This window comes from Herbaspirillum seropedicae (assembly GCF_001040945.1).
Taxonomy (GTDB): Bacteria; Pseudomonadota; Gammaproteobacteria; order Burkholderiales; family Burkholderiaceae_D; genus Herbaspirillum; species Herbaspirillum seropedicae.
Window position 1 is genome coordinate 29,253 of the sequence record NZ_CP011930.1, and the last position, 14,817, is coordinate 44,069.

Genomic DNA, 14,817 nt, shown 5'->3' on the forward strand with positions numbered 1-14,817 from the left:
ACGGATTTCTGCAAGGATTTTCCCATGCTCTACCGGATACTTTCCGAGGCGCTTTCCACCTGGACGCAGAAGGCTCGCGCTATTCGCTTGCGTCTGCCGCCCTCTCATCAAGCACTGCAGGATGCACTGCTGGTCATGCACGTGACGGGGCGCGAATCGCTGTGCGGCGCCATGGAATATGAACTTCTATGCCTGACTTCGCGCGAAGATCTGGCTCTCGAGGATTTCGTTGCACTGCCTGTGGAAATCCAGCTGGTCACGGATCTGGGCCTGCTGCGCACGGTGTGCGGCTTCATCGCTGAGGCCCATGCAGGCCAGCTGGATGACGAGCTCGTCAGCTATCGCCTGGTGCTGCGCGATGCCCTGAGCCTGATGGGCCATCGCATCAACACTCGCGTCTTCCTGCGGGCCAGCGAAGCCGATGTGACGCAGGCGCTGGTGAGCGAGTGGCGGCAACGCAGTCCCCTGATGGCCAGCAGTTTCGAGGTGGACTGGTCACTGCTGGCAGAGCGCTTCCCCGCGCGCGAATTCATCATGCAGCACAACGAATCCGATGCCGACTTCCTGCGGCGCCTATGGAAACGTCGTGGCATCAGCTGGTTCATCCGCCCCGGTGAGCCGCCTTTACCTCACCAGGCGGGCAGTCCGCGCCATACCCTGGTGCTGTTTGACGACGCCGTGCAATTACCGCGCAATGCAGCTGGCGCCGTTTCCTACCGGCAGGATCACGCGCCTGCAGAAGAGGATGGTATCGTCCGCTGGCTGGGTACCCGTCGTCTGCGCGCGGGCAGTGTCAGTCGGCATGCCTGGGATCACGCGCAGGATGGACCCATGCGCAGCCAGGTGAATACGGTAGCCGAGCAGGGCGAGCTGGGCGACCACTTCGCTCGGCTGCTGGATGACTATTTCATCGAAGCGCCGCATATTGCCGATGATCGCGAGGACTTCCACCAGATTGCCACTGCGCGCATGCAGCGGCTGGCGCAGGAGACTGCAGAGTTCCAGGCCGACTCCACCATTCGTGCGCTACGGGTGGGGGAATGGATCGGCGTAAAGGATCATCCCGAACTGGACCGACGGGCTGCGCATGAGCGCGAATTCGTCATCACCCGGTTGGAGGTGTACGCCGAGAACAACTTTCCTGCCTCCCTCGACGAGCACGTCCGGCTGGTTGCGCGGCATCATGAAAGCTCCCTTGAGGACCTGGCGCCCCTGCGCCGCCGCTGCCTCGCACAAGGTCGGCGTTACCTGAATCGCTTCACCTGCGTGCGTCGGGGCACGCCGCTGGTCGCGGCCTTTGATCCACGCGTGGACCTTCCCGCAGTGCGCGTACAGAACGCCCATGTGGTCGGTCCGGCCGGCGAGGAACTGTACTGCGATGCGTTGGGCCGCATCAAGCTGCGGTTTCACGGTACGCGTATGCAGGACCACCAGCATGCGGGTGGTGCAGGCGCCAGCGGCAGTGAACGGGATTCGGCCTGGGTGCGCGTAGCCAGCCATTGGGCGGGCCGGCAATGGGGCGCGATCAGCCTGCCGCGAGTGGGCGATGAAGTCCTCGTCGATTTCCTGGGCGGTGATCCAGACAAGCCCATCGTGGTCGGCCGAGTGTACAACGGCCAATCCCTGCCACCGGCGTTCAGCCGGGTTGGCAGCCTGCCGGGAAACCGCTTCCTGGCAGGCATCAAGAGCAAGGAAATCCAAGGCCAACGCTACAACCAACTACGCCTGGACGACACGCCGCAGCAGATCAGCGCCCAGCTTGCCTCGCAGCATGGGCAGAGCGAACTGAACCTGGGTTGGCTTACCCATCCTCGTGCAGGAGGTCGTAGTGATGCGCGTGGCGAAGGCGCCGAGCTGCGCACCGACCAGGCCCTGGCACTGCGCGGCGGGCAAGGCGTACTGATCAGTGCCGTGATGCGCCAGGAGGCCAGCGGTACGCAACTGGATCGTGCGGAGATGCTGGGTCTGCTACACGTGCTCCAGGACGTGCAGCAGCAACTAGCCACCCTGGCCCAGACCCATCATGCGGACGATACCCAGCTCCAGACATTCAGCCGGTTGCGCGATCAGCTTGATGCCTGGGAGGCCGGCAGCAACACGCAGGCCAAGAGCGATGGTGGCGGCAAGCCGATGGTCGCCGTGACTGCGCCGGCGGGCGTGGCCATCACCAGCGACGAAGGGGTGGCCCTTGGCGCACAGAAGGAAATTGATCTCATCAGCGTGGGCAACACGCAATTCTCCGCCGGCAAGAAGCTGCTGGCACGTGTGGCCGAGAGCATCTGTCTGTTCGCCCAGCGCCTGGGCATCCAGCTGGTTGCCGCCAACGGAAAGCTGCAGTTGCAGACCCATGGCGGTGACGTTGAAGTGACTTCGGCTCGCCGCATCGTCCTGACCGCAGCGGACGAGATCGTCCTGCAGGCGCCTCGCCTACGGCTGCAGGCGCAGGGGGCGCAGATTGATCTGGGAGGTGGCGTCATCACCCAGCAAAGCAGCGGTGACCACGTCATCCGTTCCGGCAATTTCCATCATGTGAGCGGCGCCGACAGCCAGCCTCCGGGCGTGGAGCTGCCAGCCAGCACGATGCGAACTGACGAGCGCTTCATCCTGGCGCGGCGCGGCAGTGGCCGGCCCCATGTGCGGCAGCGCTATCGCATCGAGCTTGATGACGGCAGCGTCATCGAAGGCGTCACCGACGAACAGGGTCGCACGGCATTGAGTCAAGACATGGCCATGCGGATCGCGCGCCTGCGCATTGTGAAGGAGTAGAAGATGAGCGGATTCGAACCGACACGGCTGGTCGGCACGACCTGGGATGACGACGGCAATGATGTGGCGCAGTCGGTGCTGACCGGACAGAACATGAAGGTCAGAGCCCTATGCCTGACCACGCCGGACGTGGTAGTGCCTATCCTGTTTGTGCCAGGCATCATGGGGACCCGACTCAAGGTCACCGGACGCGACAAAGGACCGGCGTGGTTTCCGCCGGAGTCCACGTGGGAGAGCCTCGTGCTGGCGTTCAAGCACCTGGTCCGTACGCCGGCAGACCGGCAACGTCTGCTCAACCCCGACACCACCGAGGTCGATGAAGACGGGCCCGCTTCTCCAGACGACACCAGCAAGACGCTACTCTCGCTGGCCCCCGGCAATACCGATGCCGAGCGCATCAAGTGGCGGGGCTGGGGACAGCTTCACGCAGATAGTTATCTAGGGATTCTTTCGATGCTGGAGACCAGCATGGCGATGATCTTCGATCCTGCCAGCCAGGGGACATTGCTTACTTCCCGATGGAAGGAGCTGGTCATGGATCGCCAGGATGCGGCCAAGCTGGGCGCCCAGAAACCTTTTGTTCCGTTGGAGGAAGACCACTTGCGGGATGCTGCCGAATTGCTCTATCCGGTGCATGCCGTTGGCTACAACTGGTTGCAGAGCAACAAGGTATCGGGCCAGCGATTGGCTGGCGAGATCGAGCGTATTACGGCGTATTACCGCAGCAAGGGGAAAAGTTGCGAGCAAGTGATTCTGGTCACGCACAGCATGGGCGGTCTGGTGGCGCGTGCTTGTGCGCAATTACCGGGAATGGCTGAACGTATTCTGGGCGTAGTCCACGGCGTGATGCCCGCCATCGGCGCACCGGCCACCTACAAGCGCATCCGGGCTGGGTTTGAAGGGATGGCTCAGGTGGTCCTCGGCCGCAATGCTGCCGACTGCACTGCCGTGATGGCCAATGCGCCGGGACCCTTGGAGTTGCTGCCTACTGCGCAGTACAAGACCTGGACCAATCAAGGAGAGCGGCACTGGTTGCGCACCAGCTATCGGGCTATTGGCCAGCGAGGAATGCCTGAGGAGATGGACAGCTTTTTGGGCGAGGGGGACCCGTATGCGGAGATCTATCTGAACAATACGTTGGATTGGTGGAAGCTGGTGCGGGAGGAGCTGATTGATCCGGCGGGGAAGGAAGACAAGGAACGGGCGAGGAGTGAAAACAAGGTGCTGGCGCGGGAGGATGCAAAATCCTCTGATTTTGAGCAATTTGCAAAGAGAATGGACAAGGCGCTGACACTTCATCAACAGATTGAAGACCAATATCACCCCAATACCTACGCGTATTACGCGGCCGACCCACAACAGCCTGCTTGGAACGAGATCAACTGGAAGTGTGGTCCGATGGTGCCTGGCGATCCCGCCAAAGCGCAACTGGCAGAAGATGATCTGAACGGGATGTTGGAGCTGCGCTTTGGCGAGCATCATCGCCGCTTCTTCACACTTCAGGATGGCACTGGCCCTGGAGATGGCACGGTTCCGGCGGAATCGGGTGGTGCTCCCAAGCCACACGTTGTCCAGCTGTTCAAGCATGAGGGCAAGCAGAAGTCCCACGACAGCTATGACCACCAGTTTTCCTACAACGCCAAAATTGCACAGGCGGTCACCCTCTATTCCATCATTAGGATCGTCAGCTCGTCGACGCATTTTAAAACACCCTCAGGAGATAAATGCGTATAAAAAAATCGCTTCGCCGCATCGCCATATCGGCCTTTACAGTTTGGCTTTTTTTGTCTGGAGATTTCTCACCTCAACAAGGATCGCACATCATGAACACATCCCAGGCACACGAATCCGGTTCGGCCCCGTCAACTTTTTGTACGGGTCGTTTCCTAATTGATATGCCTGCGGGCTCGGTGCTCAGCGGCGGCAATTATCGCTACGATTTTGTGCGGCTGGATAAACCAAAAGCCATGACCTTGGAAGAGTTCGAGGTGGAAATGGCAACCAAGGAAAAGACCCTCAGCTCGACAAAGCATAAGGTCGAGCCCAGTCTATTGCGCTTGTTGGTAAAACCAGATCCCTACTCATGGATTTTCATCTATTGGGAGGAGAGCTTTGTGACATCAATTGCGCAGGTAGATGGATACCGCTGGATTAACGGGACACGTTACCTGTTCAGGAGTCACGCAGGCATGAGTAAGCCTCGTACCGGCACGATGAGTCGCCAGGACTACGCCATCGAGGGCATGCGCAAGATGCTCTCCAGCCTAAAAAAAAGGTCGACGCATGAAATTCCCTCGGAGCCGGGCTATTGCTTCGAAGGTGGTTTCATCGCCAACCCCGAATGGGAGATGGAAGAAGCGGCCATCGACATCGACATCGCCGGCCACCCTGACGCGTTCGTTTCCATATGGTTCTATCCGCTATCCCGCCGGGCGCACAGTGCCCCCTTGCTGGACCGCGTCGGCGGCGTACTGCAAGCGCTGGGCCGGATGGCCACCTCAGTACATGTGCTGCGGAGGGGAGACCGTCAGGTGGGTCCCTACAAGGGTCAGGAATTCCTGGTCACTGCCCCCAACAGCGGCGGCCTGCGCGGCCACAGCTTCATCTGGGAGACCGAGGGGGAGGGCACTCTTGATGCGCCAGCACTCAAGATCGAATTGACGACCGGCCATCGTGACAAGAACGGCAATCCGCAGCAAACCAGACTGACCAATGAAGAGGCCATGAAGTTGTGGGACGAGGTGCTCGATAGTTTCCGCCTGCGTCCTGTTGTTGCCCCCCAAGAGAATCAGCCATGACCTGTTTAGTCTGCACTCTTCCTATTTGCGTGCGTACCGGTGCCTCTGAATTCACCGGTCTGTGAGAAATGACCATGGGAAAACCACTTCGCCTTATTGTCACTGCGGCCATGCCGATCTTGTTGTGGTTGTCCGGAGATATCTCGTCTCGACAAGGATTGCACATCATAAACACAGCTCAGGCAAACGAATCCGCTCCTGCCGTCTCTACTTTTTGTACGGGTCGTTTCCTAATTGATATGCCTGCGGGCTCGGTGCTCAGTGGCGGAAATTATCGCTACGACTTCGCGCGGCTGGATAAACCCCGAGCCATGAGCCTAGAAGAATTCGAGGCGGAAATGGCCACAAAGGAAAAGAAGCTGAGATCGACAAAGCATGAAACCGAGCCTAGCTTATTGCGGTTATTAATTAAATCTGATCCGCATTCATGGATATTTGCCCATTGGGAATACGACTTTAGCGAGCATATTGTATTAGTGGACGGATATCGCTGGATTGATGGCACCAGGTTTCTCTTCAGAAGCAAAGCAGGCATGAGCAAACCCCCTTCCGGCACAAAGAGCTATCAGGAAGACGCCATTGACCGCATGCAAACAATACTCGCTGGCCTGCGCAAACGATCAACGCATGAGATTCCCACTGAGCCCGGTTATTGTTTTGAGGGTGGCTTCATCGCCAATCCCGAATGGGAAATGGAAGAAGCCGGCATCGACATCGCCGGCCACCCTGACGCTTATGTTTCGGTATGGTTCTATCCGCTCTCTCTCCGAGCGCACAGTCAGCCCTTGTTGGACCGCGTCGGTGGCGTGCTGCAAATGCTGGGCCGCATGGCCACCTCAGTACACGCGCTACGGAGGGGAGACCGTCAGGTGGGTCCCTACAAGGGCCAGGAATTCCTGGTCACCGCCCCCAACAGCGGCGGCCTGCGCGGCCACAGCTTCATCTGGGAGACCGAGGGCGAGGGCACGCTTGATGCGCCAGCACTCAAGATCGAATTGACGACCGGCCATCGCGACAAGAACGGCAATCCTCAACAAACCAGACTGACCAATGAACAAGCCATGAAGTTGTGGGACGAGGTGCTGGATAGTTTCCGTCTGCGCCCGGTCGCCCATCCCCAGGAGACTCGGCCATGACCCGTCCAGCAGCTGCCGCCGGCCCGATGCGTCTGGTTCCGACAGCCTGGGACGAGGTGGGCAATGATGTGATGCAGTCAGTACTGACCGGCAAGTCGATGAAGGTGCGTGCCCTGTGCCTGACTACGCCAGATGTAGTGATACCTATCGTATTCGTACCCGGCATCATGGGCACGCGGCTCAAGGTCAAGGGACGTATCAAGGACGCCGCATGGTTCCCACCCGACGGCGGATGGGAGTCCCTGGTGCTGGCCCTCAGGCATATCGGTCGTACTGCCGCAGATCGCCAGCGATTGCTCAATCCAGCTACCACCGAAGTGGACGATGACGGGCCCGCTTTTCCAGATGACATCAGCAAGACCCTGCTGGGCTTTGCTCCCGGCAAGACCGATGCGGAGCGCATCAAGTGGCGAGGCTGGGGGCAACTTCATGCCAGCAGCTATTTGTCGATTCTGTCGTTGCTGGAGAGCAGCATGGCCTTGATCTTCGACCCGGCCAGTCAGGGGAAGAAGCTCACTTCGCATTGGCAAGACCTGGTGATGTCGCGCCAGGATGCGGCCAAGCTGGGCGCGCAGAAGCCGTTCAAGCCTTTGCAGGAAAGGCAGTTGCAGGACGCCGCCGAATTTCTGTACCCCGTCCATGCGGTGGGGTACAACTGGCTGCAGAGTAACAAGGTGTCGGCACAGCGGCTGGCCAGCGAGATCGAACGTATCACAGCCTATTACCGCAGCAAGGGAAGAAGTTGCGAGGAGGTGATTGTGGTCACGCACAGCATGGGTGGCTTGGTGGCAAGGGCTTGCGCACAGTTGCCGGAGATGGCCGAGCGCATCCTGGGAGTGGTGCATGGCGTGATGCCAGCCATTGGCGCACCGGCGACTTACAAGCGCATCCGGGCAGGATTCGAGGGCATCGGACAGGTGGTGCTGGGACGCAACGGTGCGGAGTGTACGGCGGTGATGGCCAATGCGCCCGGACCGCTGGAGTTACTGCCCACGGCGCAATACAAGACCTGGACCAATCAGGGCGAGCGGCATTGGTTGCGAGTGAGTTATCTGGGGATCGGGCAGCGCGGGCTTCCCGAGGAGATGGAGAGCTTCCTGGGTGAAGGGGACCCTTACGCGAAGATCTATCTCAACAATACGGCGGATTGGTGGAAGTTGATCCGTGAAGATTTGGTTAATCCAGCGGGTCGGGAAGACAGAGAGAGAAATACAAGAACGGAAAGGGCTCTCCACGGCAATCTTCGTAGGCCAGACTTCGATAGGTATGCGCAGAACTTACAAAAGGCCTCTGAATTACACAAGCTCATTCACCAAAGATATCACCCGAGAACCTACGCCTATTATGCAGCGGATCCTCAACGTCCTTCTTGGAACGAAGTGCAATGGAAGTGTCCGGTCTCTCTTCCAGACGATATTAAAACCGCGAAGCATCGGGACGATAACTTGAATGGCGAGATATTCCTAGCGTTCAAGAAAGATATTGCACGCCGTTTTGTCTTGCAGGATCCGAGCGGGCCCGGTGACGGAACCGTACCGGCGGAATCCGGTGCTGCGCCAACTCCGTATGTCCTGCAGATTTCAAGCATGAGGGAAAACTGAAGGGCCATGATAGTTACGACCACCAGTATTCCTACGACAGCAAGATCACGCAGGCAGTGACCCTCTATTCCATCGTCAGCATCGTCAGCGAGTCGGAATGGGTGCGAAGGGACTTCAATAAATCATGAATCTCAAGAGTTCGTTTTTCATCAATGGCATCTCGATAGTGTTATGTACTGTTGCGATGTCTGGAGACCTGTCAATTTATCCCGGATCTGGAAGCATGAAAAAACCACCTAGCCCCATGACTACCTTCTGTGTCGGCCGCTTCCTGATTGATGTACCAAAAGGCTCAACGTTAAGTGGTGGAAATTACATCTATGACTTTACGCACATTGAGCGACCGCAAGCCTTAGAGTTCGAGGAATTTTCCGCTCGTCTCGCAGAAAGGGAGCGCTTGCTCAAAGAGGAAAAGCACAATAGCGAACCAAGTCTCCTACGCGTGGTGGAATCACCTGACGTCCATTCCAGAATACATGTGTACTGGGAAAGTGCCTTTATTACTGCCGCTGCTGAGGTCGATGGGTATCTCTGGATGGATGGGGTCCAGTTTCTCCTGAAGACCTGGGCAGGAACGAGCCCGCCTCCCCCTGGGATCACCAGCCGGCAAGACTACGCCGTTGCACGAATGCGAGAGACGCTCGCGAACCTGAGAACTCGTCAAGATGACGATATTCCCACTGAGCCCGGATATTGTTTCGAAGGCGGCTTCATCGCCAACCCGGAATGGGAAAACGAAGAAGCCGGCATCGACATCGACATCGCCGGCCACCCCGACGCCTTTGTCTCCGTCTGGTTCTACCCGTTGTTGATGAGCAAGCACGACAAGCCTCTTCTGACGCGCATGAGCAGTGCAATCCAGTCGCTGGGCCGCCTGGCCGCCGCCGTGCGCGTGCTGCGCAAGGGCGAGCGCCAGGTTGGTCCCTACACAGGCCAGGAATTCCTGGTCAGCGCCCCGAATAGCGGTGGGATGCGCGGCCACAGTTTCATATGGGAGACCGAGGGCGAGGGAACGCTCGACACGCCTGCGCTGAAGATCGAATTGATCACCGGTCATCACGATAAAGACAGCAATCCGCAAAAGACAAAGTTGAGCGATGCTCAGGCGATCCAGCTTTGGGATGAGGTGCTCAATAGTTTCCGCCTGCGTCCCGTTGCCGATACAGAGGAAAGCCAGCCATGATCATGCAGTCAAAAGGCCCTGGCCCCACGCGCTTAGTCCCGACCGCCTGGGACGAACAAGGCAACGATGTCGCCCAGTCGGTCTTGACCGGCCAGCGCATGAAGGTGCGCGCCTTGTGTTTGACCAGTCCGGACATCGTAATCCCCGTCGTGTTTGTGCCCAGCATCATGGGCACGCGGCTCAAGCTCAAGGGACGCGGCAAGGGGCCGGCGTGGTTTCCTCCGGAGGGCAAATGGGAAACTCTGGCGCTGGCGCTCAAGCATGTCGGCCGCACCGCAGCTGATCGGCAGCGATTGCTCAATCCCGATAATACCGAGGCGGACGAAGACGGCTCGGCCTATCCCGACGACATCAGCAAGACGCTGCTGGCCTTTGCCCCCGGCAAGACCGATGCCGAGCGCATCAAATGGTGGGGCTGGGGCAACTCCACGCGGACAGCTATTTGTCCATTCTTTCACTGCTGGAGAGCAGCATGGCCTTGATCTTCGATCCCGCAAGCCGGGGCAGGAAGCTGACTTCACATTGGCAGGAACTCGTCATGGCGCGGCAGGATGCGGCTAGGCTGGGGGCGCAGAAGCCCTTCACGCCGCTGCAGGAAAAGCAGTTGCAGCAGGCTGCTGAAGCGCTCTATCCGGTACACGCCGTGATGCCGGCCATTGGCGCACCGGCCACCTATAAGCGGATCCGCGCCGGATTTGAGGGTGCCGGGCAAGTGGTGGGAGCCGCCCCGAAGCCGCATGTCGTGCAGCTTTTCAAGCATGAAGGAAAGCGAAAAGGGCATGAAAGCTATGACCATCAGTTCTCTTACAACGCTCCGATTTCACAGGCGGTCACCCTCTATTCAATCATCAGGATCGTCAGTTCTTCCAAGCTGGTGGCTAATGCTTTTGAAGAAAGCGGATCATGAAAATATCTCCGCGTTCAAAGGTCGTCCTGGCAGTGTTGATCTTGACGTCCTTGTCTGGAGACCTTTCACCTTATCAAGGATTGCGCATCATGAATTTTGCCCAAGCAAGCCGAGCTGTACCTTCCGTCTCAACGTTCTGTACTGGGCGTTTTATGTTGGATATGCCAGCAGGTTCGACACTCAGTGGAGGCAATTATCGATATGACTTCGCTCGGCTGGAGGCGCCCCAAGCCATGAGCCTGGAAGAATTTGAGGCAGAACTAGATGCCAAGGTAAAGACTCTCAGATCAATCAAGCATGAAACCGAACCTAGTCTGTTGCGAATGCTGATCAAGCCTGATCAACATTCGCGAATCTTGGTCTATTGGGAGGAGAGCTTTATCGAGGAAATCGCGCAGGTAGAGGGATATCGCTGGATTGATGGGACGCGCTATCTGTTCAAGACAGAGGCCGGCATGAGCCCACCTCCTGCGGGCATGCCAAGTTATCAGGCCGACGCGATAGAACGAATGCGACTAACGCTTGCCGCCCTGCGCAAGCGGGCTACGCATGACATTCCCCAAGACCCCGGCTACTGCTTCGAAGGTGGCTTCATCGCCAATCCGGATTGGGAAAACGAAGAAGCCGGTATCGATATCGACATTGCCGGCCACCCTGATGCCTTTGTCTCCCTCTGGTTCTACCCCCTGGCCATGAGCAAGCACGACCGCCCGCTGCTTGATCGCATGAGCAGCGGGCTGCAGACGCTAGGTCATCTCGCCACCGCCGTGCGTACCCTGCGCAAGGGCGACCGCCAGGTCGGCCCTTACCAGGGACAGGAATTCCTGGCCACCACGCCCAACCGCGGCGGTGGACGCAGTCACAGCTTCATCTGGGAGACCGAAGGCCAAGGTACGCTCGATACCCCCGCCATCAAGATCGAACTGACCACCGGCCATCACGACAAGAACAGCAATGCGCAAGCGACCAGAATGTCCGATGCGCAAGCCCTGCAGCTGTGGGATGAGGTGCTGAACAGCTTCCGCCTGCGCCCGGCCATCCCGCCTCAAGCCTCCAGCCCGTCACCATAGCGGGCACAGGCCCTCCCCCTCCCCTGCCGCTCCCCTTTGAAAGGAATCCGCATGCCCAACATCATCCGCCTCGGTGACGCCACCTCCCACGGAGGCAAGGTCACGCAAGTGAGCACCACCCATTTCAAGGTCGGCGGACTGCCCGTCGCACGGGTCGGTGACGCCTGCAGCTGTCCGCAGCAGGGACACGACAACTGCACCATCGCCGAAGGACATCCCCATCACAAGATCGATGGTGTCGCCGTGGCCTACGAAGGACACAAGACCAGCTGCGGCGCCACCCTCATCGCCAGCACGGACAACTTCACCGCACGCTGACCCTGCCGCATCCCGCCAGCCCACACTCCGAGCACAGAGGTTTCAGGCGTAACTCAGTCGAGGGCTGGCCGGCGCTGCCACGCGCCTCGGTTCTGACGCCGCGTCCTCCAGCTTGAATATCGATACCATCCGCGCCAGTTGCGCGGCCTGGTCCTGCAGCGCCTGCGCGGCGGCCGCTGCTTGCTCCACCAGTGCGGCATTCTGCTGCGTCACCTGGTCCATCTGCACGATGGCCAGGTTGACCTGTTCGATGCCCGCGCTCTGCTCTTGGCCTGCGCTGCTGATCTCGTTGACCACTTCCCCGACCCGCTGCACGCTCTGCACCACTTCATGCATGGTCCGCCCGGCCTGCTCCACCAGTTTGCTGCCATTGCCTACCCGCGCCACCGAGTCGGCAATCAGGGCCTTGATCTCGTGCGCGGCGGTGGCCGAGCGTTGGGCCAGCGCCCGCACTTCGGCGGCCACTACCGCAAAGCCGCGTCCCTGTTCGCCTGCGCGGGCTGCTTCCACGGCGGCGTTTAGGGCCAGGATGTTGGTCTGGAAAGCGATACCGTCAATGACCCCGATGATGTCGACGATCTTCTTGGAGGAGGCGTCGATGGCGCCCATGGTCTCGACCACATGGCCGACCACCTCTCCGCCCTGGCGCGCAATGTCCGAAGCGGAGCCGGCCAGCTGGCTGGCCTGGCCGGCATGGCTGGCGTTCTGCTTGACGGTCGCGGTGAGCTGCTCCATCGAGGAGGCCGTTTCCTCCAGCGATGCCGCCTGCTCTTCGGTGCGCGAAGACAAATCGAGATTGCCGCGCGCGATCTCGCTGCTGGCCGTGGCGATGGTATCAGTCGAGACGCGTACCTGGCTGACGATGTCCAGCAGGCGGTCATTCATCTTCTTGAGCGCACGCAGCAGCATGCTGGTTTCATCGCGGCCGTGCGCATCAATGGCCGAGGTCAGGTCGCCGGCCGCTACCGTCTCGGCTACGCGCACGGCGCGATCCAGAGGGGCGGTGATGCTGCGCGTGATCATCCAGGCAATCACGGCGGCGGCGGCCAGGCCGGCGGCGGCCAACAGCAGCAACAACGTACGCGCCTGGGCGTAGTTGCTTTCGACTTCATCGCCGGCGGTTTTCATCATCTCGTGCTGTTGCCTGATGAGGGCGTCGGCCGCGTTCATGGTGGCGCTTTGCACGGGCCGCACTTCGTCGATGAGCATATCGATCGCCCCCTCTTTGCCGCCTTGCTGCACCATCGCCAGCACCTTGTCGCGTTTCTCGAAATAGGCGTTCTGGGCCGTCACCAGCGTGGTGAGGGCAGCGCGGCTATCGCCATCTGTGAGCAGCTTGTCCAGCTGCGCCAGGTCCTCGCGGATGGCGCGGTCGGCGCCGCTGATGCGCTCATACTCGCTCTTGATCTGCGGTTCGCGTTTGAGCAGCAGGATGTTGCGTACGGAGCGCGCGATCAGGTTGAGCTGGTCGACGATGTCCCCGGCCACGACGGTCTTGGGATACTTGTCGTGGATCACATCCTTCATCTGCGCGTTGAGCTGTCCCAGGCGAGCGATGCCGCTGGCGGCCATGGCCAGCATCAGCACCATCAGCAGTCCGAAGCCCAGCCACAGGCGCACACGAATGGTTACGTTGGATAGTTGCATGGAATTCCCCCTGTTATCGTTGGTTGTCAGCAGGCAAGCTGGTGGCGGTAACCGAAAAACAACCCATGCGTGGCGCCAGGTTGCATCCCGCCTATTTCAGCATAGGTGACGGACGGGAGGAAACCAAGCGCGGCTGCGCATGCAGGCAACACGAGGAATCGGGAGGTGAGCAAGGATGGGGATGAGCTCAGAGACCGCAGCCCATGCGGCAACGGCGCTGCAGACTGCCGCTCAGTCCCCGAGATCGATAGTGCCGGCCAGCCTGATGGCTTCGGGCGTCTCGTACATGGCCACCACCCACGCCTGTCGCGCATCCTCAGCATGCGCGTTGAGCATGGCTGCAACGAAGTTGATGGACGCACGATCCAGGCTGGCATAGGGATCGTCCAGCAAGGTCAGCGTGGCCTGCGCAGCGAAGGCCGCGGCCAGGTAGACCTTGCGCTTGCTGCCGGTGGAGAGCATGAAGAGCTTCTTCTCCAGATGCGGCGTGAGCGACAGGCCTTCCGTCAGCGCCGGCAAGCGCGCGTGATCGAAATGCGGATGGCGTTCGGCCAGGGCGGCGAAGACTTCCGGGGGCGTCATCTGCTCATACGCTTCGCTACGGGGGTCGATGAAGAAGACCTGACGCCGGTAATTCTCGGCTTCGCTGTCCAGGCGCAGGCCATCCAGTTCCAGCACGCCATCGCGCACCGGCATGAGGCCGGCCAGCAGGTTGAGCAGCGTGGTCTTGCCTCGGCCATCGCCGCCGCGCACCAGGGTCAGGCCGGGCGTGATGCGGGCCGAGAAATCCTGGAACAGGTCCAGGCCGGGATAGGAGAAATTCAGGCGGGATACCAGCAGCAGCGCGGTGCGATCGGAGGCTTGGGTCATCGGTGCAAGGCGTGGCGATTCGGGGAAGCCGGCTCAGCGCGGACGCACTGGGCCGGGCGGTGTAGTCAGCGACCCTGGCGGCGGGCGGCCTGGCGCTGGGCTTGCTCGGCGGCCTGCTTTTCCTTGCGGGCGTCGGCCAGCATGGCCAAGGCCAGCGCCAGCGGGGGATAGAGCAGGATCAGCCCGCTCCAGTCGTGATCCGACAGGAACATCAGCGTGGCGATGCACAGGTCGATGGCCATCAGGAACATCAACGGCCAGCCCACGGGGGCGCCCAGGAAAGTCTTGTGTCGCTTGTTCTTGAAATACAGTGCCATGCCGTTCACCGTGCGTTGCTCGCAGCATCGTCGCCGCGTACCGGGCCGGATCGGCGCGATATCTGTCTGGCAACTGCTGGCGATGGGTTGTCTCCTGGCGACGATTATAGAAGATGTGGTCGCAACGGTGGGTGTTGCGCACGATGTTCCTCTGGAGAAAACCGGGCTGGGCCAGATGCAGCATCACGTAGCATCCCCTCCCCA

The 14,817-nt window shown here is 60.0% G+C and carries 13 protein-coding genes; 10 read left to right on the forward strand and 3 right to left on the reverse strand.

The genetic code is table 11. The annotated features are described in order from the left end of the window. Positions 1–24: 24 nt before the first annotated feature. The 10 genes from ACP92_RS00100 to ACP92_RS00145 all read left to right on the forward strand — a co-directional run bounded on the left by ACP92_RS00100 (position 25) and on the right by ACP92_RS00145 (position 11,779). On the forward strand, positions 25–2,766 hold the full coding sequence (locus ACP92_RS00100) for a type VI secretion system Vgr family protein (RefSeq protein WP_048348472.1): 2,742 nt from the start codon (positions 25–27) through the stop codon (positions 2,764–2,766). 3 nt (positions 2,767–2,769) lie between these two features. After that, complete coding sequence (locus ACP92_RS00105) at positions 2,770–4,500, forward strand: esterase/lipase family protein (protein WP_013232106.1); 1,731 nt, start codon at positions 2,770–2,772, stop codon at positions 4,498–4,500. An 89-nt stretch (positions 4,501–4,589) separates the two neighbouring features. Beyond that, positions 4,590–5,564 (forward strand): T6SS immunity protein Tli4 family protein, encoded by a 975-nt coding sequence (locus tag ACP92_RS00110; RefSeq protein ID WP_232284888.1) that lies wholly within the window; start codon positions 4,590–4,592, stop codon positions 5,562–5,564. 74 nt (positions 5,565–5,638) lie between these two features. Further along, the gene (locus ACP92_RS00115) at positions 5,639–6,700 is read left to right on the forward strand and encodes a T6SS immunity protein Tli4 family protein (protein WP_013232108.1); all 1,062 of its coding nucleotides are present in this window, start codon (positions 5,639–5,641) and stop codon (positions 6,698–6,700) included. After that, on the forward strand, positions 6,697–8,301 hold the full coding sequence (locus ACP92_RS00120) for an esterase/lipase family protein (protein ID WP_013232109.1): 1,605 nt from the start codon (positions 6,697–6,699) through the stop codon (positions 8,299–8,301). The genes ACP92_RS00115 and ACP92_RS00120 overlap by 4 nt, the downstream gene beginning before the upstream one ends. Positions 8,302–8,425: 124 nt before the next feature. Next, complete coding sequence (locus ACP92_RS00125) at positions 8,426–9,484, forward strand: T6SS immunity protein Tli4 family protein (protein WP_013232110.1); 1,059 nt, start codon at positions 8,426–8,428, stop codon at positions 9,482–9,484. Then, positions 9,481–9,966, forward strand: a complete 486-nt coding sequence (locus ACP92_RS25000) for a hypothetical protein (RefSeq protein ID WP_013232111.1) — start codon at positions 9,481–9,483, stop codon at positions 9,964–9,966. The genes ACP92_RS00125 and ACP92_RS25000 overlap by 4 nt, the downstream gene beginning before the upstream one ends. Continuing rightward, positions 9,957–10,391: a hypothetical protein gene (locus ACP92_RS25005; RefSeq protein ID WP_013232112.1), complete on the forward strand. Its 435-nt coding sequence runs from the start codon at positions 9,957–9,959 to the stop codon at positions 10,389–10,391. The genes ACP92_RS25000 and ACP92_RS25005 overlap by 10 nt, the downstream gene beginning before the upstream one ends. 89 nt (positions 10,392–10,480) lie before the next feature. Continuing rightward, the gene (locus ACP92_RS00140) at positions 10,481–11,461 is read left to right on the forward strand and encodes a T6SS immunity protein Tli4 family protein (RefSeq protein ID WP_013232113.1); all 981 of its coding nucleotides are present in this window, start codon (positions 10,481–10,483) and stop codon (positions 11,459–11,461) included. Between the two features lie 51 nt (positions 11,462–11,512). Next, on the forward strand, positions 11,513–11,779 hold the full coding sequence (locus ACP92_RS00145) for a PAAR domain-containing protein (protein WP_013232114.1): 267 nt from the start codon (positions 11,513–11,515) through the stop codon (positions 11,777–11,779). A 42-nt stretch (positions 11,780–11,821) separates the two neighbouring features. Here ACP92_RS00145 and ACP92_RS00150 read toward each other — a convergent pair whose 3' ends face one another. The 3 genes from ACP92_RS00150 to ACP92_RS00160 all read right to left on the reverse strand — a co-directional run bounded on the left by ACP92_RS00150 (position 11,822) and on the right by ACP92_RS00160 (position 14,613). Next, a complete protein-coding gene (locus ACP92_RS00150; protein WP_013232115.1) occupies positions 11,822–13,426 on the reverse strand; it encodes a methyl-accepting chemotaxis protein in 1,605 nt (534 codons plus the stop codon). Between the two features lie 231 nt (positions 13,427–13,657). Next, positions 13,658–14,296, reverse strand: a complete 639-nt coding sequence (locus ACP92_RS00155; RefSeq protein ID WP_013232116.1) for an ABC transporter ATP-binding protein — start codon at positions 14,294–14,296, stop codon at positions 13,658–13,660. A 65-nt stretch (positions 14,297–14,361) separates the two neighbouring features. Continuing rightward, positions 14,362–14,613: a hypothetical protein gene (locus ACP92_RS00160; RefSeq protein ID WP_041311393.1), complete on the reverse strand. Its 252-nt coding sequence runs from the start codon at positions 14,611–14,613 to the stop codon at positions 14,362–14,364. Positions 14,614–14,817: the final 204 nt, after the last annotated feature.

Excerpts from the sequence above, each read along its gene's own strand:
- ACP92_RS00105 (WP_013232106.1), top strand. The coding sequence starts at position 2,770 with ATGAGCGGATTCGAACCGACACGGCTGGTCGGCACGACCTGGGATGAC.
- ACP92_RS25000 (WP_013232111.1), top strand. The coding sequence starts at position 9,481 with ATGATCATGCAGTCAAAAGGCCCTGGCCCCACGCGCTTAGTCCCGACC.
- ACP92_RS00110 (WP_232284888.1), top strand. The coding sequence starts at position 4,590 with ATGAACACATCCCAGGCACACGAATCCGGTTCGGCCCCGTCAACTTTT.
- ACP92_RS00140 (WP_013232113.1), top strand. The coding sequence starts at position 10,481 with ATGAATTTTGCCCAAGCAAGCCGAGCTGTACCTTCCGTCTCAACGTTC.
- ACP92_RS00115 (WP_013232108.1), top strand. The coding sequence starts at position 5,639 with ATGGGAAAACCACTTCGCCTTATTGTCACTGCGGCCATGCCGATCTTG.
- ACP92_RS00160 (WP_041311393.1), bottom strand. The coding sequence starts at position 14,613 with ATGGCACTGTATTTCAAGAACAAGCGACACAAGACTTTCCTGGGCGCC.
- ACP92_RS00125 (WP_013232110.1), top strand. The coding sequence starts at position 8,426 with ATGAATCTCAAGAGTTCGTTTTTCATCAATGGCATCTCGATAGTGTTA.
- ACP92_RS00145 (WP_013232114.1), top strand. The coding sequence starts at position 11,513 with ATGCCCAACATCATCCGCCTCGGTGACGCCACCTCCCACGGAGGCAAG.
- ACP92_RS00100 (WP_048348472.1), top strand. The coding sequence starts at position 25 with ATGCTCTACCGGATACTTTCCGAGGCGCTTTCCACCTGGACGCAGAAG.
- ACP92_RS25005 (WP_013232112.1), top strand. The coding sequence starts at position 9,957 with ATGGCCTTGATCTTCGATCCCGCAAGCCGGGGCAGGAAGCTGACTTCA.
- ACP92_RS00150 (WP_013232115.1), bottom strand. The coding sequence starts at position 13,426 with ATGCAACTATCCAACGTAACCATTCGTGTGCGCCTGTGGCTGGGCTTC.
- ACP92_RS00155 (WP_013232116.1), bottom strand. The coding sequence starts at position 14,296 with ATGACCCAAGCCTCCGATCGCACCGCGCTGCTGCTGGTATCCCGCCTG.
- ACP92_RS00120 (WP_013232109.1), top strand. The coding sequence starts at position 6,697 with ATGACCCGTCCAGCAGCTGCCGCCGGCCCGATGCGTCTGGTTCCGACA.